Source organism: Shewanella sp. 0m-6 (assembly GCF_052977325.1).
The window spans coordinates 1-21,674 of sequence record NZ_JBRIMD010000021.1 but is presented as its reverse complement, the minus strand read 5'-3'; the positions used below and the strand labels follow the sequence as shown (position 1 = coordinate 21,674).

Annotated in this window: 15 protein-coding genes and 1 pseudogene; 9 read left to right on the top strand and 7 right to left on the bottom strand. The window is 43.9% G+C overall.

Annotated elements, in window-relative coordinates; all coding sequences use genetic code 11:
• The first annotated feature begins 164 nt into the window (after nt 1-164).
• The 3 genes from ackA to ACVBJC_RS15160 all read left to right on the top strand — a co-directional run bounded on the left by ackA (nt 165) and on the right by ACVBJC_RS15160 (nt 4,847).
• A complete protein-coding gene (gene ackA / locus ACVBJC_RS15170; protein WP_447161718.1) occupies nt 165-1,361 on the top strand; it encodes an acetate kinase in 1,197 nt (398 codons plus the stop codon).
• A gap of 103 nt (nt 1,362-1,464) precedes the next feature.
• Nucleotides 1,465-3,612 (top strand): phosphate acetyltransferase, encoded by a 2,148-nt coding sequence (gene pta / locus ACVBJC_RS15165; RefSeq protein WP_447161719.1) that lies wholly within the window; start codon nt 1,465-1,467, stop codon nt 3,610-3,612.
• A gap of 776 nt (nt 3,613-4,388) precedes the next feature.
• Nucleotides 4,389-4,847 carry a hypothetical protein gene (locus ACVBJC_RS15160; protein WP_447161733.1) on the top strand — a complete coding sequence of 153 codons (459 nt, stop codon included), beginning with the start codon at nt 4,389-4,391 and terminating at the stop codon, nt 4,845-4,847.
• Nucleotides 4,848-5,425: 578 nt separating this feature from the next.
• Here ACVBJC_RS15160 and ACVBJC_RS15155 read toward each other — a convergent pair.
• Nucleotides 5,426-6,334: a class I SAM-dependent methyltransferase gene (locus ACVBJC_RS15155; RefSeq protein WP_447161720.1), complete on the bottom strand. Its 909-nt coding sequence runs from the start codon at nt 6,332-6,334 to the stop codon at nt 5,426-5,428.
• A 5-nt stretch (nt 6,335-6,339) separates the two neighbouring features.
• Complete coding sequence (locus tag ACVBJC_RS15150; RefSeq protein WP_447161721.1) at nt 6,340-7,491, bottom strand: AI-2E family transporter; 1,152 nt, start codon at nt 7,489-7,491, stop codon at nt 6,340-6,342.
• Nucleotides 7,492-7,579: 88 nt separating this feature from the next.
• On the opposite strand from ACVBJC_RS15150, the gene folX reads away from it, so the two are divergent.
• Both folX and ACVBJC_RS15140 read left to right on the top strand, forming a co-directional pair.
• Complete coding sequence (folX, locus tag ACVBJC_RS15145; protein ID WP_447161722.1) at nt 7,580-7,945, top strand: dihydroneopterin triphosphate 2'-epimerase; 366 nt, start codon at nt 7,580-7,582, stop codon at nt 7,943-7,945.
• 86 nt (nt 7,946-8,031) lie between these two features.
• On the top strand, nt 8,032-8,940 hold the full coding sequence (locus ACVBJC_RS15140) for a TIGR01777 family oxidoreductase (protein WP_447161723.1): 909 nt from the start codon (nt 8,032-8,034) through the stop codon (nt 8,938-8,940).
• 171 nt (nt 8,941-9,111) lie between these two features.
• Here ACVBJC_RS15140 and ACVBJC_RS15135 read toward each other — a convergent pair whose 3' ends face one another.
• Both ACVBJC_RS15135 and ACVBJC_RS15130 read right to left on the bottom strand, forming a co-directional pair.
• Nucleotides 9,112-11,565, bottom strand: coding sequence for an ABC transporter permease (locus ACVBJC_RS15135; protein ID WP_447161724.1), 2,454 nt, complete (start codon nt 11,563-11,565; stop codon nt 9,112-9,114).
• Nucleotides 11,556-12,314 carry an ABC transporter ATP-binding protein gene (locus ACVBJC_RS15130; RefSeq protein ID WP_447161725.1) on the bottom strand — a complete coding sequence of 253 codons (759 nt, stop codon included), beginning with the start codon at nt 12,312-12,314 and terminating at the stop codon, nt 11,556-11,558. Before ACVBJC_RS15130 ends, ACVBJC_RS15135 begins: the two co-directional genes overlap by 10 nt.
• On the opposite strand from ACVBJC_RS15130, the gene ACVBJC_RS15125 reads away from it, so the two are divergent.
• From ACVBJC_RS15125 to ACVBJC_RS15110, 4 genes are all read left to right on the top strand, one after another.
• Nucleotides 12,295-12,924 (top strand): arylesterase, encoded by a 630-nt coding sequence (locus tag ACVBJC_RS15125; protein WP_447161726.1) that lies wholly within the window; start codon nt 12,295-12,297, stop codon nt 12,922-12,924. The two genes, ACVBJC_RS15130 and ACVBJC_RS15125, sit on opposite strands and share 20 nt — an antisense overlap.
• Nucleotides 12,925-13,061: 137 nt before the next feature.
• Nucleotides 13,062-14,174: a DUF481 domain-containing protein gene (locus tag ACVBJC_RS15120; protein WP_447161727.1), complete on the top strand. Its 1,113-nt coding sequence runs from the start codon at nt 13,062-13,064 to the stop codon at nt 14,172-14,174.
• 404 nt (nt 14,175-14,578) lie between these two features.
• Complete coding sequence (locus ACVBJC_RS15115) at nt 14,579-17,230, top strand: parallel beta-helix domain-containing protein (protein WP_447161728.1); 2,652 nt, start codon at nt 14,579-14,581, stop codon at nt 17,228-17,230.
• A gap of 135 nt (nt 17,231-17,365) precedes the next feature.
• A complete protein-coding gene (locus tag ACVBJC_RS15110; RefSeq protein ID WP_447161729.1) occupies nt 17,366-18,544 on the top strand; it encodes an SO2930 family diheme c-type cytochrome in 1,179 nt (392 codons plus the stop codon).
• A gap of 34 nt (nt 18,545-18,578) precedes the next feature.
• On the opposite strand, the gene ACVBJC_RS15105 is transcribed toward ACVBJC_RS15110, so the two are convergent.
• The 3 genes and pseudogenes from ACVBJC_RS15105 to ACVBJC_RS15095 form a co-directional block, all read right to left on the bottom strand.
• A complete protein-coding gene (locus tag ACVBJC_RS15105) occupies nt 18,579-19,592 on the bottom strand; it encodes a helix-turn-helix domain-containing protein (protein WP_447164946.1) in 1,014 nt (337 codons plus the stop codon).
• Nucleotides 19,593-20,241: 649 nt separating this feature from the next.
• On the bottom strand, nt 20,242-21,210 hold the full coding sequence (locus ACVBJC_RS15100) for a dihydrodipicolinate synthase family protein (protein ID WP_447161731.1): 969 nt from the start codon (nt 21,208-21,210) through the stop codon (nt 20,242-20,244).
• A 206-nt stretch (nt 21,211-21,416) separates the two neighbouring features.
• Nucleotides 21,417-21,674, bottom strand: a pseudogene (locus ACVBJC_RS15095) (hypothetical protein); the annotation flags it as partial.

Here is a 21,674-nt window from a genome sequence, read left to right as displayed (position 1 = left end):
AACTTTAGCATAAACACTCGGCCTGCCCCAAGGGCTAGCGCAGAGTAAGACACAATTTTGCTCTTTTAAAGAGCATACTTTACGACTTCGGCTATAGTTGCCATATGAAGTTTTGTTATTAGGTGAGTCAAACGGCTTCACCCTTTATTGCGAAAGGTTTAAACATGTCAAACAAACTGGTATTGGTGCTTAACTGCGGTAGTTCATCTCTAAAGTTTGCAGTAATTGATGCGCTTTCTGGCGATGACCAAATTTCAGGTCTAGCTGAGTGTTTTGGTCTTGAAGATTCAAGAATCAAATGGAAAGTTAACGGCCAGAAAAGTGAAGCGAGCCTAGGTGCTTTCACTGCTCACAGAGAAGCTGTTGAATACATTGTTAAAGACATTCTAGGTGCTCACCCAGAAATCGCTGCAGAGATCCAAGCAATTGGTCACCGCGTTGTTCACGGTGGTGAGAAGTTCACTCACTCAGTCATTATTGACGATTCTGTGATTCACGGTATTGAAGATTGTGCAACTTTAGCACCACTTCACAACCCTGCTCACCTAATCGGTATTCGTGCAGCGCAAGCATCTTTCCCACAACTACCACAAGTAGCTGTGTTCGATACTGCGTTCCACCAAACTATGCCTGAAAAAGCATACATCTACGCACTTCCATACAAGCTATACCGCGAAAACGCTATTCGTCGTTATGGCATGCACGGTACAAGCCACCTATTCATCAGCCGCGAAGCTGCTGCTGCACTAGGTAAAGATGAAGCTGACACAAACATCATTTGTGCTCACTTAGGTAACGGCGCGTCTGTTACTGCTATTAAAGGCGGTAAGAGTGTTGATACTTCTATGGGTCTAACTCCACTAGAAGGTTTGGTAATGGGTACACGTTGTGGTGACGTTGATCCTTCAGTTATCTTCCACCTAGTTAACCGTCTTGGTTACACGCTAGATGAAGTTGAATCTGTACTGAACAAGCAAAGTGGTCTACTCGGTATTTCTGAGTTAACTAACGATTGCCGCGGCATCGAAGAAGGTTTCGAAAGTGGTCATAAAGGCGCAACGCTAGCACTAGAAATCTTCTGCTACCGTCTAGCTAAGTACATCGCTTCTTACACTGTGCCACTAGAGCGTCTAGACGCTGTAGTATTCACTGGCGGTATCGGTGAAAACTCTGACCTAATCCGTGAGAAAGTACTTAACTCTCTAGCGATTTTCAACTTCAACGTTGATAAAGAGCGTAACGCTGCTGCACGTTTTGGTAATGGTGGCAAGATCACTACCGACGAAGGTACAGTTGCTATGGTTATCCCAACTAATGAAGAGTGGGTTATTGCGCAAGACGCAATCGAACTAATCAAGTAATTTAAGCAACAAAATGCAGCTAATACCTCGTATTAGCTGCTGTTAGCGCTGTATAGATTTTAGCCATACCTTGTATGGCATCACCGAGTTTCAAGAGGTCAATATGTCTCGTAACATTATGCTCATTCCAGTGGGTACAGGCGTTGGTTTAACTTCCATCAGCCTAGGTATGGTTCGTGCACTTGAACGCCATGGCGTTAAAGTACGCTTTTTCAAACCAATCGCCCAGCAACGTCCAAACGACAATGGTCCAGAGCGCTCAACGACTATTTTGAGCAAGTCTCCAACCGTTAATCCACTCGAGCCATTCGAGATGGAGCATGCAGAAAAACTAATTCGTGCAGACCAAACTGACGTGTTGATGGAGCAGATCATTGCTCGTGCAACAGAATGCGCTGATGATACTGAAACGTTGATCGTTGAAGGTTTAGTCCAAACTCGTAATCACCCTTTCTCTAGCGATGTTAACCATGCAATCGCTAAAGCACTTGATGCTGATATCATTTTTGTTGCCACTCCAGGTAACGAAAGTGCAACAGCATTAATGAACCGCCTAGAGATTTCACACAACTCTTGGGGTGGTAGCGAAAACAAACGTTTAATCGGTGCTATCGTCAACAAGATTGGCGCACCGGTTGATGACGAAGGCCGTGCACGTCCAGATCTATCAGAAGTATTTGATCACGACGAACTGCAACGCCCAGATGCAGCGAGCATGTTCCAACTGCCAGGTAAGAGCCCACTACGTATTTTAGGTAGCGTGCCTTACAACTTAGATCTTGTTGCACCACGTGCATCAGATCTTGCTAAGCACTTGAGCGCTAAAATCATCAACGCTGGTGAGATGAACACTCGCCGTATGCGCAAAGTGACTTTCTGTGCACGCAGCATCCCTAATATGGTTTCTCATATTAAAACTGATTCACTATTAGTGACTTCAGGCGACCGCTCAGACGTTATCGTTTCAGCTTGTCTTGCATCAATGAACGGCGTAAAAGTCGGCGCCTTGTTGCTAACAGGCGGTTATGAGCCTGAACCACAGATCATGGAACTTTGTGAGCAAGCTTTTGAAACTGGCTTACCAGTATTCTTAATCGATACTAACACATGGCAAACTGCGCTAAACATTCAGCGTTTTGATCATGAAGTGCCTGTAGATGACGCGGTACGTATTGAACAAGTTCAAGAGTACGTTGCTAGCCATATCGACCAAAACTGGGTTGAGAGCATCACTAAAAACTCTCCACGTGAGCACCGTTTATCGCCACCAGCATTCCGTTACAAGCTAACTGAACTTGCTCGAGCTGCGCGTAAGACTGTTGTGCTACCAGAAGGTGATGAGCCAAGAACCATCGAAGCTGCAGCTATCTGTGCTGAACGTGGTATCGCTCGTTGTGTTCTTTTAGGTAACCGCGAAGAAATTGAACGTATTGCTACTCAGCAAGGCGTTGTATTAGGTGATGGCGTAGAAATCGTTGATCCTGAAGCATCTCGTGGTCGCTACGTTGAAGCTATGCTAGAGCTACGTCGTGGTAAAGGTCTAACTGAAGTTGTTGCTAAAGAGCAATTAGAAGACAACATGGTACTAGGTACTATGATGCTTGCTCAAGGCGAAGTAGACGGTATCGTATCGGGTGCGGTTAACACTACAGCTAACACAATTCGTCCACCACTACAGTTAATTAAGACTGCACCAGGTTCAAGCCTAGTGTCTTCTATCTTCTTCATGCTAATGCCTGATCAAGTTTACATCTACGGTGACTGTGCAATTAACCCAGATCCAAGTGCTGAGCAATTAGCTGATATCGCAATTCAATCTGCAGAATCTGCAATGGCATTTGGTATCGAGCCACGTGTAGCGATGATCAGTTACTCAACAGGTAGTTCAGGTACTGGCTCTGATGTCGATAAAGTACGTGAAGCGACCCGTATTGCAAAAGAGAAGCGCCCAGATCTTATCATCGACGGTCCTCTTCAGTACGATGCAGCTGTTATGCCAAACGTTGCTCGCTCTAAAGCGCCTAACAGCCCTGTAGCAGGCCAAGCGACAGTATTTGTATTCCCAGATCTAAACACGGGGAATACAACTTACAAAGCGGTACAACGTAGTGCTGATTTGATCTCTATTGGCCCAATGCTTCAAGGTATGCGTAAGCCAGTGAACGATCTATCTCGCGGCGCATTAGTTGACGATATCGTTTACACGATTGCACTAACAGCAATTCAAGCGGCACAAAACGAACAAGCTTAATTAGCCTATCTAATCAAGCCATTAAAAAGCCTGCATCAGCAGGCTTTTTTGTATCTATCGATATGCCGATTTAACGCTAGCCTCCTCTATTTCTAGGTTCTAAGCGATTACCCTCTTCCGCCACAAAGTCTATTAAGCAGTTGTAAAAATTGGCGATTTCAGGAGTGCAGTGCCTGTCTTTGAGCGCTTCTGCCGCATATGGCAAAAAAATCCTTCTCAATAATAAACTTACTTTATTGTCAGTCGACCTCATGCAACATCCCTAAAGACAACCCTCTCAGTATAAGGAACGTCAGTAAATAGAGAGTTTGTATGTACCAAGTCGGTATGTAGAAAATCCGTTTAGTGAAAACGCTGTATAGAAAGTTCGGAGTAATCATGAGTGATTACCATTGAATAACGTCAAGTTAATCTGAAATAAATCCACTAGATAGATAAGGCTTCTTGATAGGGATAAAAATAAATCGAGAGATCGCTAATACAAATATTAAGTTAGCTATTAACAAAGATTGCAGAGCGAAAAAAGAGGGAAACCAGGAATGAGTCAAAAAATAACCAGCACTTTTACTTGCTATATATCAACAACTTAAACAAGTTAAAAATAGTCTTCAACATACTTGTCCACAGATTCTGTGGATAACATGTTTAAGCTATCTATACAGATATGCCTCAGATCTTTATCTAGGTCAAGCTTTTCAAGCGATCTTTTATGAATGACTTGCCTTGATACAAAAGAATCGTAATACTGCAGCAAATCCTTCATCACTTATAACATGATTAAACCGTTACTTTTTGCAGCAATTTTAGGGCTTGTAGCATGTAGCCCCTCAGAGCAGCACAGCAATGACACAAGTCTTTCAGCCAAGCAATCCCTTAGAACGCCAGAATTAACCTCTATAGGCTTCTTAAGCGCGGTTTACATCGATAGAAATGTGGAAAATGCCAAATTTTATGTTGATGACTCACTTAAAGAGATCTTGAGTCATTATTATATTGCAGCTTCAGTGCAGCGTAATATGTTGAACCTGTCGATGACAGACGTTGAGCTTGAAGTAGATGAAGTCGATATCGATTTCTTTAGAAAATTCACCGATGACGTTACTGTCATCGTCAAAATTAAAGGCTTACGTGGCGGAAGAAGTTGGATTGATGATCGTACGCTTCGTTTACACAAGCGTCAGGGAAACTGGATTATTGTAGAAATCATGCCAGAAAAGCGCCAAGTGAATGGCTAAACCCAGCTTCCAAGCTCAACAAAAAATAGCAACCTAGTGGTTGCTATTTTATCTTTAAAGCTCAGCTATTTTCTGGCTTTAGGATATTGTCCTTAATCTAAAAACGCTTCTTCATCCATTTCAACTGGTAGAGACTCTAACATCTCATCTTGTAGTTGATAGTATGCGCCTTCATATTCCTGAACTTCCATAATAACTCCGGATCTTTGATTAAGGTGTAGGGTACAAAGGCATGACATCAAAAGTGTGTCATTTTGCCTTTTTTTAAAAACATGCCAATTATGCTTTGTTTCTAACCGCGAGTATAACAGCATCGCCAAGAGACTTACAGAAAACTTTCAGAAATAGCACTCAAAGGCAGCGCTTAAATACAAAATAACCCGATAAAGCACGTGTTCCTGTCGATCAACATGAAAGTCTTTCACCTTTTAATTCAAAAATGAACTTAACAGCCAACTTTATACGTCGAAAAAATCTACCAAATAGTGCCCTCCTCTCATCATCAAATAGAGCCTCTAAATGTTAGGGCATAAAAAAACCAAACATGATGTTTGGCTTTTAAGATCTCAGTCTACAGACTAACTCTTTTGGTAACGTAGCACTTTAAGCGCTTTGTTAGGATCGATATCTTCAAACACCGCGGGGTTATCAAGCTGTTCACAGAAAACTAAGCTTGGACTGTACTCGTTAACCTGCTCCATTAAAAACTCAATACTGAGTTCTGGTGCATTTAAACAAAGTAACATGTCACCGTCATCGGCTAGAAGCTCTGGCAACCTCTTTAATAAGCGAGCATAGTCTTTAGTCGCGACAAAGCTGCCCTTTTGATTACTTGGCGGATCCGCAATGATCAAATCATATGGACCGAGTTTGGTCAGCTTTCCCCAAGATTTAAAGATGTCATGACCAAGAAAACGCGCCCCCGCTTTTAAATCATTTAGCAGATGGTTCTGTTTACCTATAGACAGGGCACCTTTACTCATATCGATGTTAACGACTTCATCAGCCTTACCCTGCAGCGCTGCGACTGAAAAACCACAGGTATAAGCAAACAGGTTCAACACCTTTTTATGGGCGCTATGTTCACGGATCCATTGACGTCCATTTGCCATATCCAAAAACAAGCCGTGGTTTTGACCGCGCATAAGATGCACTTGAAAATGAGCACCATTTTCACTGACAATATGCTTCTCAGGGACTTCCCCCTCAATGATCTCGGTATGAGTTTCTCCACCTCGGCGATACTGGAATACCAAATTCAGTGGTTCATCACCTTTTAGCTCAAGCCAGCGCTGCTCTATCGCATCACATAAGCGACTCAAGTCATCACTTTCTAACACTTTAAAGCTGGTTAACAACAACACAGGTGAGAACCAATCTAGACAAAGATGTTCTGAACCTTTAAAACGCCCTCCTCGCCCATGAAATAGTCTGCTCACATCTTCTGACAGCTCAACTTGCTTTACTGCTTCAATAAATAACTGCATCAAACTCACTTTTCTCTATTCTTTAACTCTGAACTCTCTAATTGAGCTCCCTCTAACGGATTACTTTCTAACAGTTCATTTTCTGACGTAGCTGATCCGGGCTCTTTTACCTCTTGGAGTTGTGCCTCTGAGATATCATCACCGAGTAACACCGCTAGCCAGCGGCCGCCAGAGCTCGACTCTAAAGCTATTTTTACAATCATAGTCAATGGCACAGACAATAACATGCCTACAGAGCCTAATAACCAGCCCCAGAAGATCAATGATAAAAATACCACTAAGGTCGATAAACCTAAGCCCTTGCCCATATATCTAGGCTCAACGGCATTGCCCATAACCGTATTTGTACCAAGATACAATAACGCCACGCCACCAGCCGCTCCAGGGCCTAATTGGATAAATGCCAATAGTACAGAAGGAATAGCGGCTATGATTGAACCGATATTAGGAATGTAGTTAAACAGAAACGCTATCACGCCCCATAGCAAAGCATAGTCGACGCCAATAAAGTAAAGACCAACACCAATAATAAGGCCGGTCGCTAAACTGACTAGCGTCTTAATCACCATATATTGATTCACTGAATGTAAGAATCGGTCTACCTGCTTTAAGCGCATATCTGGATCGTCCAGCGCCAAATGCATTTTGGTCGAAAAACCATTCGATTCAAATAACATGAATACAACTGTCAAAATAATCAGGAATAAGTTAGCCATCACACTGCCCACACCAGACAACATATTTGTCGTCATCGACAATGCGACCCCAGGATCGAAATATGCCAAGATCTGCTCTTTGGAGATGTGGATATTAAACGACGCGAGCTTCTCGACTACCCAAGAAAAATGCCCTATCAGCTGATCGCGGTAAAAAGGGAGTTGTTTCGAAAACTCGTTAATCGAGGTGCCCACCACCGATGCAAGCCATAGCCCCATCAACACAATAAACACCATCAGCAGCAGCACAGCTAAGCCACGTGGTGTTCGGTGACGTGTCATCCAACTGATCATTGGATTACAAATCACTGCGATAAACACTGATAGCACAAAAGGCACCACAATCGGGCTAGCAGCTTTAATGCCTGCTAAAATAACAACGATAAACGCTGAAATAGCAAAGCCCTTAAATGCCACGCCTTGATTCTCAAATCGAGTCATTACAATAAAATCCTTCTTGATTCACTATAATATTGATAGGGTTATATAAACTGCTTCTTATAACACTACAACAGGGACATCGTTATCTATGAAACCAGAAATCGCCGTGATCCGTATTAAGAACCTAAGATTACGTACCTTTATTGGCATTAAGGAAGACGAAATACAAAATAAGCAAGATGTCACCATTAACGTAGTTATTCACTACTGTGCTGATAGAGCGAGAAACAGCGATAATATGGATGATGCTTTGAATTATCGCACGATTACGAAAAAGATCATTGCTTTAGTTGAAAACAACCGCTTTTCTTTATTGGAAAACCTTACTAGCCAAGTCTTAGATATTGCCAGTGAACACCCATGGGTCGACTTTGCTAAAGTAGAAATTGATAAACCACATGCTTTACGCTTCGCAGATTCAGTGTCACTAGAGCTATGCTATCAAAAGCAATAGATCTAACACTCACTCTCTGGCGTACTAAATGTCATGGCCTTAATCATCATGATTAGCCCCTAAATTGAGAATATCTATTTAAGCCTATGAATATATTAATGACTGGCGCCAGCGGGTTTATCGGTACGCAACTGGTTAATGCCATCGATCCGCAACACCAATTAACCATCCTTAGTCGTGATCCCCAGCGCTCAGCCATTAAGCTCGGCGCTAAACATCATTACATCATTTCGCTCGATGAGCTAAATAACTTAGATCAATTTGATGCTGTAATTAACCTCGCAGGCGAGCCCATCGCAGCCAAGCGCTGGAGCGGCTTACAAAAACTCGCGATCTGCAACAGTAGATGGACCCTCACCGAGCAGCTAACTTCATTGATTGCGAAAAGTACCACGCCTCCACACACTTTTATAAGTGCTTCTGCTGTGGGTTATTACGGTAATCAAGGTCAACACGCGGTCGATGAAAACTATCAAACCAGCAGTACCAATTTAGCCGAATTTACCCACCAGGTTTGTCAGCGCTGGGAAGAAGGCGCATTGACGGCAGATAGTGAGCAAACTCGAGTATGCATTGTCCGTATTGGGCTGGTTCTTGGCAGTGCGGGCGGAGCACTCGCTAAGATGTTACCCGCATTTAAATTAGGACTTGGTGGCCCCATTGCCGATGGGGAGCAAGGTATGAGCTGGATCCATCAATCGGATCTTATTCAACTGTTCCTTCACTTACTCAACAGCCCTGATTGTAAAGGCGTATACAACGGCAGCTCCCCTAACCCTGTGAGCAACAAATACTTTACCCGAACTCTTGCTAGCGTATTACAACGACCCGCCTTTATTCCTGTGCCGGCCTTTGCACTGAGATTCGCTCTCGGTGAGATGTCTTGCCTATTAATTGAGGGGCAATACGTTACGCCTAAGCGCACATTAGCCTCTGGTTTCCAGTTCGAATATCCAGAACTGGAACTCGCACTCAAGCAGGTGCTGCTTAAGTAACGTTACTTAGATCTCAATAATACCCCATCAAAATCGACAACAATAAAAAGTTAAAAAGCAAAAAAGAAAAGGGATAGCTAAGCTACCCCTTTTCTTTTTGGGTTTTTATTATCGAATTAAGAAGCTCGAATTGAGAATCTCGAAACTGTTCTCTTTTTCAATGGACCGCCATTAATGCCCTTTAAGTAACTCACCACATGACTTATTGAGCAATTGTCTACAACGCCAAATACCCAATAGCGCAACCACTAAGCCGCCACATAAAGGCGCAATTCCCCACCATGGCCAGTGCATATACACGTTAAGTTCAAACACCTGTGTCTTTAATAAATATAAGGTGAACTCGGCAACGATCACCGCCAGTACCCCCGCTATGGTGCCAAGCAGCGCAAACTCAAGCCCCGTTGCTGCGCGCAATAACCAGCCTGATGCACCAAAAGTACGTAATACAGCCAACTCTCTTTGTCTGGTTGCCATACCTGCTTCAGTCTGAGCTATCATCACCAAGGCACTAGCAAGTAACACCAATATCAATACAAGAGTGAGTGATAAGGAAACCTGGTCGATAATCTGCCTTAGCTGGCTTACCATGGCCCCCACATCAATAATTGATACCGTCGGAAATTGCTTAATCAAATCCAGAATTAGCCCACGCTGAGAATCCTCTAAATGAAAACTCGACATCGAGGTATACGCAAATGGGGCTAGCGCTTCTTTAGTAAAAATCATAAAGAAATTAGGCTGCAGCGTTTCCCAATGAACGGCGCGAATGCTAGCAACATTTACCGTAAGATCTTGGTTATCTATGGTGTAAGTTAAGCTATCCCCCATTGATAAGCCTAAACGCTCGGCAACACCGGACTCAACTGATACATCGAACTTATCTTGGTTAAACTGCCCTTCTAAAATTTCATTATTGGGCGGCATGCTCTCTCTATAGGTTAAGTTCAACTCTCTGGAGATTCCGACTCTACCCTCTACGCCATCTTGCTCTTGTGCTCTGGAGATCAACTCTTGTCCATTAATCGCCGTTAACCGACCACGGATCACTGGATAAATAACCGGTGCAGACTTAAGGTGTGGCGCCAAGAAGTCGCTAATGGTTTGTGTCTCTTCCGGTGCGATATTAACCAAGAAATAGTTAGGTGAGTACTCAGGAAGCTGCTTTTGCCACTCTTGCAATAAATCTTGCCTAAGGGCCAAAATCGTCAGTAGTAATACTAGCGCACTACTAAAGCCGACAAGCTGCACCGCGTTTTGTTTAGCACGGCGTCTAAGACCCGCTAATGCCAATTGCAGTGGGTTAGTCGTTTTCATGCCCACGCTGTGGCCCAAGCGGATCATGAAAAAACCCAGCACGCTCAGTAAAAGCCCCAGTAACAATACCGCAGCAACAACGGTTAATGTCAGCGCTAAACTTTGCGAATATAAATATCCAAGCAGTGCCATGGCGCTAAGACTTAACAAAAGATGCAACCACATGCCTAGCTGTAACCCTTCAAGCTGACGTTGAAGCACTCTTAAAGGGGGAATGGCCAATAAACGCATCAGTGGATATGCCGAGAACATAAAAGCACTAATAAAGCCCGTGCCTATCCCCAACATAATTGGCCTGCCGATTGGTGGCATATAAGCAGCAATTTCTGCCGGTAAAAATGCGGTAATGCCTCTATCTAAGACAAAACCACCGAGTAAACCAAGCAGCACACCGACGGCGGTAACCAGCAATAGATGAGTACCAAAAAGAACACGAATTTGTTTTGCTGAGGCGCCAAATGTCTTTAGCATGGCCACCACATCATAATGGCGCTGGCAATAACGCTGCGCTGCAATACCTATGGCTGCGCAGGCAAGCGCAATTCCTAACAAACTGGCTAGCAGTAAAAAACGCTCAGCACGCTTTACCGCCTCGGCAATAGGAGAATCTCCAGACTGCACATCAACCCAACGTTGGCTCGTATTTAGCAGCGGTTTTACCTGTTGTTCAAATGCCGCTAATTGCCCTGAGTCACCCGTAAATTGGTAACGATAAGTCACTCGACTACCCGGTTGAATGACCTTCGTTTTAGCCACATCCTCAATCCGCATCAACACCACAGGGGATGATGCGAACGGATTAAAGCCAGCATCAGGCAGGCGAATAATTTCATTGGATAAAGTGAAGTTCGCATTGCCAAGTTCTATCTGCTCTGGATAACTTAATAAGCCGCCTAAGCGGGTTTCAAACCAGATAGTGTTTGGTAGAGGTAAGCCATTAGCTGCGCCACTGCTCAGTTCGATATCCCCTTTTAATGGATATCCCTGCTCGACCGCTCTGACGGTAACTAACTGAAACGCATCGCCAGCGTACACCATCGAGTTGAACTGCATACTTGCTACGCGAGCTAAACCTAGCTCGTCAGCCAAGGTTAATATTGTCGGATCAATTTGATCCGGAGAGTCAATAATACGATCAGCGGCAATAAACTTTGAGGCTTGACCGTTAATGGCTAACTGCAAGCGCTCACTCACGCTCGCAAGCCCTGTTACCGACAATACGGCCAAGGTAATGGCCAGAATAATCAGCAACAATTGCCCCTGGGACAGCTCTCTTTTAAATAATCGCCAAGCTAAACTTAACTCCATGCGCTTGCCTCTTCGGCGTCATCCGTACCCGCCTCGGTATGACTAACATCTTGCTTGGTCGGTTGTTGCACACCTTTTTCACTCAAATGGCCTGAGTCCATAATTAACTGACGTTCACAACGACTCGCAAGCTGCATGTCATGAGTCACCAGAACCAAGGTCGTGTCACTTTCACGGTTCAGTTCAAACAGCATATCAGCAATCTTATCGCTATTAGCCGAATCTAAATTCCCTGTTGGTTCATCGGCAAACAACACCTTAGGCTCACAGATAAACGCCCTGGCAATCGCCACTCTTTGTTGTTCACCACCAGATAACTGATTCGGAAAATGAGTTAAACGATGGCTTAATCCCACTCGTTCAAGCATCGATTCGGCTTTCTCCTTAGCCTTCGTTACACCGGCAAGTTCAGCCGGCAACATCACATTTTCAAGTGCATTTAAGGTGTCGACCAACATAAAAGATTGAAAAATGAAACTGACCTTTTGTTTACGTAGTGCAGCTTTAGACTCTTCATTTAGTTTTTCTAAAGCCACACCATCGAGGTGTATCGAACCACTGGTTGGTGAGTCTAATGCGGCGAGTAGTCCTAACAAGGTTGATTTACCCGAACCCGATGGTCCAAGGATCGCCACACTCTCTCCCTGCTTGACATCCATATTAATGCCGTTGAGGATAGTCAGTTCTCCCTCTTGAGTAACAACTGATTTAACTAGGTGACTTACGGTTATGGCGCTATTTTCAGACATAGAATCCTTCTTCGACTTAAAAAGCCGGCTCGGCGGTTTGGTCTTATTATTGATTTTCAGCAGCTTTCCACTGAGTGCTGCCCCTATATTAATCCTAGGTGATAGCCTAAGTGCAAGTTATGGTATGCCTGAAAATGAAGGCTGGGTACAATTATTACGTGAAAAAATGCCAGAGCACACCATTGTAAATGGCTCGGTTAGCGGCGAAACGTCCGCAGGCGGTCTACGTAGACTGCCCGCTCTGCTTGAGTCTGCTCAGCCTGAAGTCTTATTAATTGAACTTGGCGGTAACGACGGACTACGTGGTTTTCCACCAAAACAGTTGAAAACAAATCTTACAAAAATCATTGAGCTTGCAAAAGCGCAGCAAATCACTATTTTGCTTAGCGAGATCATGGTGCCCCCAAATTATGGGCCAAGGTATGCGTCACAAATACGTACCGTTTTTACAGAGCTCGCAACAGAACATGAGCTGACCTTGATGCCATTTTTCATGGAGCAGATAGTCACCGACTCCTCATTAATGCAAAGAGATGGTATTCATCCTAACCAAAAAGCGCAGCCAACAATTGCCGATTTTATGTTGCCATGGTTTGAGCAGGCCTTATAATCTGCATTAAATCATTGCACCAATTGTTTAATATTTAACCTGACTCGCGAATTCGTATCTTAATAAAAGCTGATCTCAACATAATAAAGTCAGCCATAGGACAGTTGTAACTCAGGACGATTTTAATGGAATACCAAATGCGCTATACACTTATAGCGGCGAGTTGTCTCGCCGCCGTTTACTCCAGTTCTGCCTTGTCTGCAGAAGATACCACACTAAAAGCACAAGCCGTCGCTCAAGAACAGTCGATGACACCAGAGCTGCTCTACCCACCAGTGGATAGTCAATATGATTGGCTACAGCTCACGTCTCTTGAACTACTTAAAGGTGAAATTAAAAACCTTTATGACGATAAGCTAGAGTTTGAAAGTGATGAACTCGATACCGTTTATATCGACTGGGAAGACGTTAAAGTGCTACAAAGTAGCAATCTCGTCAGCATAGGTTTTACCGATCTTACGACTAAAACGGGTCACTTATTAGTAGAGAACGGTAAGTCTTATATCAATGGTGAGGAGTTTGATAACTCACAGATCATGACGATTATTGCTGGCGATCAATCTGAGGCCAATTACTGGTCGAGTAAAATCAGCTTAGGTGCCAACTTTAGAAGTGGAAATACAGATCAAATCGATTACAGCGCACTAGCAAAAACGATGCGCCGTACAACCGAGTCTCGATTTAACCTAGATTACATCGGTAACTACTCTAAAACTGATGGTGAAAACCGCATTAATAACCACCGTATCAACACTAACTTTGACTGGTTTATCTCAAAGCAGTTCTACTTAAGACCTGTGTTTGCCGAAGTCTATAAAGACCCTTTCTCAAACATCGCTTATCGAATCACAGTCGGTTCGGGTTTGGGTTACAACATCATAGACAACTCTAAAACAGAATGGAGTATCAGTGGCGGTCCTGCATATACTTACACTCGCTTTGATGAAGTAGCAGCAGGCGAAAAAATTGACGACGGCAGTGCCGCCATGGTGGTTGAAACTGTGTATGACACCGAAATCACCAGTGATATCGATTTCAATACCTTGTACCGCATTCAGTACGGCAACGAAAAATCAGGTGGCTACACCCACCATGCAATTGCAACATTAGCGATTGAGCTAACGAGCATATTCGACTTAGATTTGTCATTTGTTTGGGATCGCATCAATAATCCGCAGCCAGACTCAAATGGCTTTATCCCTAAGCAAGACGATTATCAGTTTATCGTCGGTTTTGGTATCGATATCTAAGATCCGCTGTAAGTGTATTGACGCTTTAAATAAAATCCCTGCCATGATCCATGTCAGGGATTTTTTGGTTATGTTGTCAGTATTTGCCTGTCTCCCGGCCTTTATCTACGCTGCATATTGCTCAGCTGCCACTAAATGAATTGAGTGAAAGAGGCCAATAAACCAGTAAGGGTTCGGTAAAATATCAATCGATACATTCAATCATGCTGTTTTAACACGCGCGTTTAAATGTGACCGTCTTCACAATATTTTTCAGTAGTTAAAACCACCGGCCTTGTTTAAGCCATGCCCAAAAACCAATTGATAACACCATGTTGCGAAATTGTTGTCCACATTTCACATTGCTTATATTGTACGTCAGTGCAATCTAGTAGTCGCATAATAACAATAATTTTGGAGACGCTATGCTCAACAAGAAACCTTCATGGCTCATGCCGACTTTGATAGCCAGCGCTATTGCAATAAGCTTAGGGGCTTGTTCATCAGATGACGAAAATGAGGTAGTAGACGAAACGACAGAAGTCGTAACACCTGCACCAGAACCGAGTCCCGCCTTCCCCGATGGCGCCATCATGATAGAAGAGGGTGAAAACCTAACTATCCGTATTCAGGAAGCGCTGATTAATGCCCAAAGTGGCGATGTCATCGTTCTGCCTAAGGGCAACTTTGAGATCGAATCAACCTTGCTATTTGATGGCGATGTTGATGGTGACGGCAGCTATGCAAAGAACGTGACCATTATGGGTTACGGCATGGAAGAGACGGTTCTAGACTTCTCAAACGCTAACTCAGGTGATGGTATTTTTGTTCAGAATGCGGTCAACATTATCATTCAGGATCTATCGGTTAACGAAGCCAAAAACAATGGTATTAAGCTCAAAAATACTAATGGGATTATCTTACGCCGCCTCGCGACAGTATGGGAAGGTGAGCTAGATGAAGGCAACGGGGCCTACGGTCTCTACCCGGTAGAGTGTGAAAACATCCTTATTGAAGATACCTATGTCCGTGGTAGTGCAGACGCTGGTATTTATGTCGGTCAGTCACAATATATCGTTGTACGTCGCAATATCGCCAAAGAAAACGTGGCTGGTATTGAGATTGAAAATTCAAAGTATGCCGACGTATATGATAACGAAGCCATGGGTAATACCGGTGGTATTTTAGTATTTGACTTACCCATTGGTAACCACAGGTACGGCTCAAGTGTGCGAATTTTTAATAACAAAGTTTATGATAACAATACAAAGAACTTTGCTAACGCCTCAGCCAACCCAGCAGGTGTACATATCGTTCCACCGGGAACTGGGATGATTATTCTGTCTACCGATGATGTCGAGATCTTCAACAATGAGATCACTAACCACGATACCATGGGTGTAACCATCTCAAGTTTCTTCATCGCAGAGCCCGATATCTCGACCTTTGTTGCTAACTACGGTCAACCAGGTCAGCCGATCGAAGATGGCTGGCGACCTACGCCACGCAATATCTACCTTCACGATAATGTTATTGAAGGTTACGGCAAAAAGCCAAACGGCTATCTGATTGACGATATTATTAAAGGCTATCTGTTTACTCACGGTCAGTTCCCGGGCGTTCTTTACGATGGACTCGGTGAGTTACTGTCAAACAACGGTACCGCCGCTTATTTAGGTCTACAAGAACTGCCATTCGCCGCCGACGGGAGTGATAACGTGTGTGCCAGCGACAATGGCGACGTCTCTTTTGGTCGTTTATATGCAAATGACAACACAGATGTGGCCCGCCCTGAATTCCTGTATGAGAAAACTCAAGCCGACATCATGAAGTGTCAACAAGTCAGCTTGCCTGTTCATACCGTTACCTTTGGTGACCAAATCTTTGGTTGCGGTGTCGATGATGAAACCGAAGGCTGTGATGGCGGTAACCTCATTGGCGGCGGTGGCAGCATCGGCGAAAACGAAGGTGGCTTAGAGGGTGATGGTGACTTAAGTCTTTGTAAGGCTGAAGGGGCAAACGCATCTTGGGATGCCCTACTCAAGGCTAACTGCCCGAACCTATCTGACTACAATCTGTTCTCTGATATGAGCAACCCAACCGACGCGCCAAACTCTGGCGGTATTCCTTACGATATGAATACCCAGCTATTTACCGATTATTCGAGTAAGTACCGCTATGTATTTGTGCCTGAAGGAATGAAAGCCAACTACTCGGCAACAGAATCAATGGACTTCCCTGTGGGTACTGTCATAGTGAAATCATTCGCGCTACCTGCAGATACCAGCAAACGCGGTATTACTAACGAAGATTTAGTTGAAACACGTCTACTAATCAACCGTGCAACAGGTTGGACTGCACTACCTTATGTGTGGAATGCCCAAAAATCTGATGCCGTATTAGCAAAAGCTGGTGCAATCCAAGGCAAGAGCGTTATGCATAACGGTGCAGACATGGAGTTTGACTATGTTGTACCGAGCATGAACCAGTGTAAGCAGTGTCATCAGTTTAAACCTGATGCTGACAGCCCCGCTAAATTTGTGCCTATTGGTCCTAAAGCACGTCATCTGAATAAAGATTACGCCTACAGTGACGGCAGCATGAACCAGCTATTAAAGTGGCAAGCAGCAGGTATTTTGCAAGGTGTACCAGATATTGCGACCATTGATACAGTGCCCGCTTATAACGATGGTGATGAAGCCAGTGTTGCTCAGCTATCAGATAGCGATCTCATGGATGCAGCTAAGGGCTACTTAGATATAAACTGTGCCCATTGTCACCGCCCTGAGGGTAATGCATCGAATACCGGCCTCAAGCTCGAGTATTGGAGAGCCTATGCTGATGATGCGGGTCTATCCCACGGTACCTGTAAGTCACCTGTTGCTTATGGCGGTGGTTCACTCGGTTTTGATATCGTTCCAGGTAAACCTGAGGAGTCAATTCTTCACTTTAGAATGGAAACCAATAACCCTGGTGACAGAATGCCTGAGATTGGACGTAGCTTATCCCACGCTGAAGGTGTCGCCCTCATCAACGAGTGGATTAAGCGCTTACCACAAGCAAGCTGCTCTAACTAACTGACTGACTGCAAGAGTAATGGTATGAGAGCGCTGCTAATGATTTAGCTTACATAAGTCAGCGCAGCACTCATTAATATAAAGGCCGGGAACTCCCGGCCTTTTTTCTAACACCAAAATAACCCTAGGTGATGTATGCGTAAACTCATTTTACTTACCCTACTCATGCCTTTAATGAGCTGCGGTGGCTCTGATGAGCCGGCTGAAGTGGCTATACAACCAGATACTCCTAGCGTCACTCCAGATCCCACACCTGACTCGGCTCCAAGCTCTGCCTGCGAAGCCAATACGACTGAGGTAAATTGGGACGCATTGATGAATGAAGAGTGTGACACTTTGGCTCAATATGGCTTATTTATCGACCCCAGTATCCCTACAAGCTCCCCTGTGGCTCCGGGGATAAACTACCAACTATCGACTCAACTTTTCTCTAACTATGCCAGCAAACACCGCTTTATTTTTGTGCCTGAAGATAAAGTTATCGCTTTTGACCCTACCGGAACCTTCGATATGCCAGTTGGAACGGTGCTGGTGAAAACCTTCTCTTTGCCATTTGATACGCAAGTTACCGGTGCAAATAACGAAGTATTGATTGAAACACGGCTTTTGATCCACAGAGACACTGGCTGGACGACGCTGCCCTATATCTGGCAAGACGGAGAAGCTACACTGCAGGTCGCCGGAAAAGACATTTCACATACACTAAACCATAAAGGCACGAGCCAAAGTTTTGATTATCACGTTCCCAGTCGAGCTGAATGTAAGTTATGCCACCAAACCAGTAGCGATAGCAGTCGTATTGAGCCGATCGGCTTAAAAGCGCACCTGCTTAATCGCGAAGTCCGTTATCAAGGTTCTCAGATAAACCAGCTCCACCTTTGGCAACAAACTGGCAGGCTAACGGGTTTACCCGCTCTTGGCAATGTCGGTAAGGCTTATGATATTTTTGATGAGTCAGCACCACTCACAAGCAGAGCAAAAGGCTATCTCGACATTAATTGCGCCCATTGTCATAACCCGCAAGGGTTTGCCAGTATTTCAGGATTAAGACTGGGCTTCTATGTTGACCATACCAGCTTTGAATACGGGATTTGTAAACAACCTCCTGGTTGGGATGGCGGTGCAAGAGGACTGTCTTACGATATTATTCCTGGAGACGGAGACCATTCGATTTTGGTGTATCGACAGGAGTTAAATTCAGCCAAGGACAGGATGCCGCCCATTGGCCGCAGTATCGCTCATACTGATGCAGTAGCGCTCATTGAGCAATGGATTGATGAGATGGCACCTGAGGTAGGTAACTGTCAGCACTGAAATTAATTCGCGATATAGGCGGCAGAACCGTCGCCTAGTTACGAGTAACACTCTCTGTAAGTGGGCGATTTAACCGATGAAAGTGACCAGGAGGATGACCAATCCAGTGCTTAAAACTCTGTCTGAAATGGCTCACATCGCTAAAGCCCATCAGTTCCGAGATCGCTTCAATCGAATAATCACTGGTTAAAATCAAGTCTATCGCCATTTGGCAGCGAACTTGATCCACCAACTTTTGATAACTGGTATTAGCATTGGCCAACTTACGCCTAAAGGTTCTAGCACTCATATTTTGTGTTTCAGCCATCGCCTCCATGCTCGGTAGCTCTGGTGCGTGTAATCGTAAAACACTCAAAACATCAGAAACATAAGATCCCGAATTATCAATGCATAGCCGATTAACAGGCTGCTCAAACTTAAAGATTATCGGCAAATTAAGATATCGGTGCTCAATCGACCACTCAAAAAATTCACAGTTGAAATGAACGTCAGCACCAGACTGGTTAATGAGAAACTCAGCCCCACGTTCAGCCTCAGCAAAATTCACCTGACAGAGCCGGATATTGTTCCCAGTCAACTCCTTAGCAAATGCCAACAAAGAGCAGAGACTATGCTGGAACTGACTGCTATAACGCTCTGTATCGACTTTATTGGTATTTAACCATCTAACATGCAGCTTACCGTCATAATTTCTCAGCAAGGTGTCAGAAAAGCTGCCTACAAGTTCAGGGTGAGAGACAGCGAACTGTAAGCATTGTCCCAAAGTGTTAAATTCAGCTAAATAAGGCAGTAATACAGCCAGATCTATCACTCGATATGCCGTTGCAGCTTTTGCTGCAACCTCAGGATCTTGGCTCAAGCGGCGGATATAACTCATTGCATAATCAACCTGCCACACATACACAAACTCACTCAGCATAAGTTCAGCCTCACCGATGCCAATATCTGCATATAGCTGAGCGACAGATGCTGGCGAATAATGCTGTTTAAGATAGCAAAGTAAGTTCTTTAGCTCATAGGCAGGATATGACTGATCACCTACCCTCATATGTGGTTTATAACTGCAGGCCTGTTGCATTGCACTCAAAAACTGATGAACGGTAATAATATTTTTAGCGGATCTAAATAAGAATTAATAGCCTTTTATTAATTTAAGCTTAAAAAATATGCTTACCTTCGAATGAAGGCTGATTGCATTTTTTGTATTCGCTACGGGGAAGTGTGTTCTGGATTATTGCTTCATGGTTATCAATCGCCTGCTGCGGGCGCATGCGCAAACATTACTGAAGCCAGCGAGTAAAGCAAAGCTTTGTGCTACGAACGAGAAACATGGATGGTCTGGATGGTCTGAATGGTCTGGATGGTCTGGTAAGACCCTAATTTCTTAGGCACCTAAATGTTTTCAGTCTAAAAGTTTTAATTTTAAATGGAGTTAACAATGCAAATTTACCCTAAGGGTCCTGAGTGGCGAAAATGGGACTGACAGGGATAATTACGTTGTTACATTATTTAAGAAAGCAATAGACCATGATATTGGTGCAATAGGCATAACCGATTATGAATTGCCTGTAGGCTACAAGATTTAAAAAAGGAATATCTTGATAATCCCTCCAAATTAAGCACGCTTTTTAATTCTGAAGGCGGAAACAAAAAGCCCCGTAAAAACGGAGCTTTCTCTTTTTGAAGATTTGAAAGGATTAGTCAGCTAAACCCAGAACTTCAAGTCTTTCTTTCGCTAGAAGATATCTTGCGCGGACATCATCAATTTGCTCTTGAGTTAGCTTCTTACCAAGGGTAAGAAGACCGCCATCAGCGTCATTATGGTGAATACCAAAAGCAAACTTAAGGTATTCCATAAGCAATGGTTGAGCATCAAGGTATGAGATAGAATTCATAGCCTGAGAAATTTTGTTTGCCTCAGCCCATTCGCCATTATTAACGTACTCTTGCATAGAGACACTCGCTTTTGGGAATATACACCCTACACCGGTAATACCACCGCATGCGCCAGCAAGTCCTGCATGTACAGTTACAGTGTCAACACCTGCCAAGATTTTTAAATCTTTGTTCTCTAACATCAGCGTTTCGATAGTTGAAACATCTGTAGTTGATATTTTAAGAGCCGTTACTTCAGGTAGAGCTGCAAGTTTTCTAAGAATATCTGTTGAAAGCGCATGATATCCGGCTGCATCTGGGTTGTTGTAAGGCATAATTGTTATGCCCGCCTCTTTTGCAGCTATTGCAGAAAGCTCATAGTAAGCATACATTTCTTCATCAGAAGGCGCTTCCTTAGTTTTGGGTGGCATCACCATTACAGTATCCACTCCAACCGTCGCGAGTTCTGCAACGATTTTAGCCAGCTCTTCTTTAGTTTCGGCCGCAGCGCCGCTGATTAATGGAACATTATATTGTTTAGCAACATCAGAAAGGGCTTTAAGTAAAGAAAGACGCTGTTCAGAGCTTAGGTAGCTATTCTCACCCAGAGTGCCAGAGCCGACAAGCCCACCCATTCTGCTTCCGCCCTTGCCTTGAACTTTCAAAATATCTGCAGCGTATTTTTGGGTTGCTTCAAGGTCTATTTCAACGGCACCGGATTCTGACTCTTTTAGCCATGTAAACACGGCCGGCATAACTGTATATCGCCAATCTGTACTATTTGTTTCCATCATATTACCTTTTTATTAAAAATTACATCACACAGAACTCATTGTATAAAATATACCAAACAAACCACATAAGTTAAACCCCTTCGGCAAACCTAGGCCTTATTGGCAACAAACAACATGTGAATATGTTCATTCATTAGATGCCTCTTCGATAAACCAACATAACTAAACCAACAAGCCAGGCATGATTAATCCTATTGATGCCATTAACAATGCCTGTCTATCATGTTTTTATCCATCGCCTCCAGCGGGGTATGTGCAGACACTACCGTGACACGCAGCAAGTCCTTCCCTGGAGGCTCGGCCATGACGTCCATGTCATGGACGGTCACGGCCGTATCTACACGTGGTAATTGCTGTACAAAATTAGGAACTAATGGTTCGGTTTCTAACACGGAAATGTCGGATAGACGACACTTGTTACCAAGTGCCGCCCTCCTAAGAACCCAGCGTGCAACTTTCAC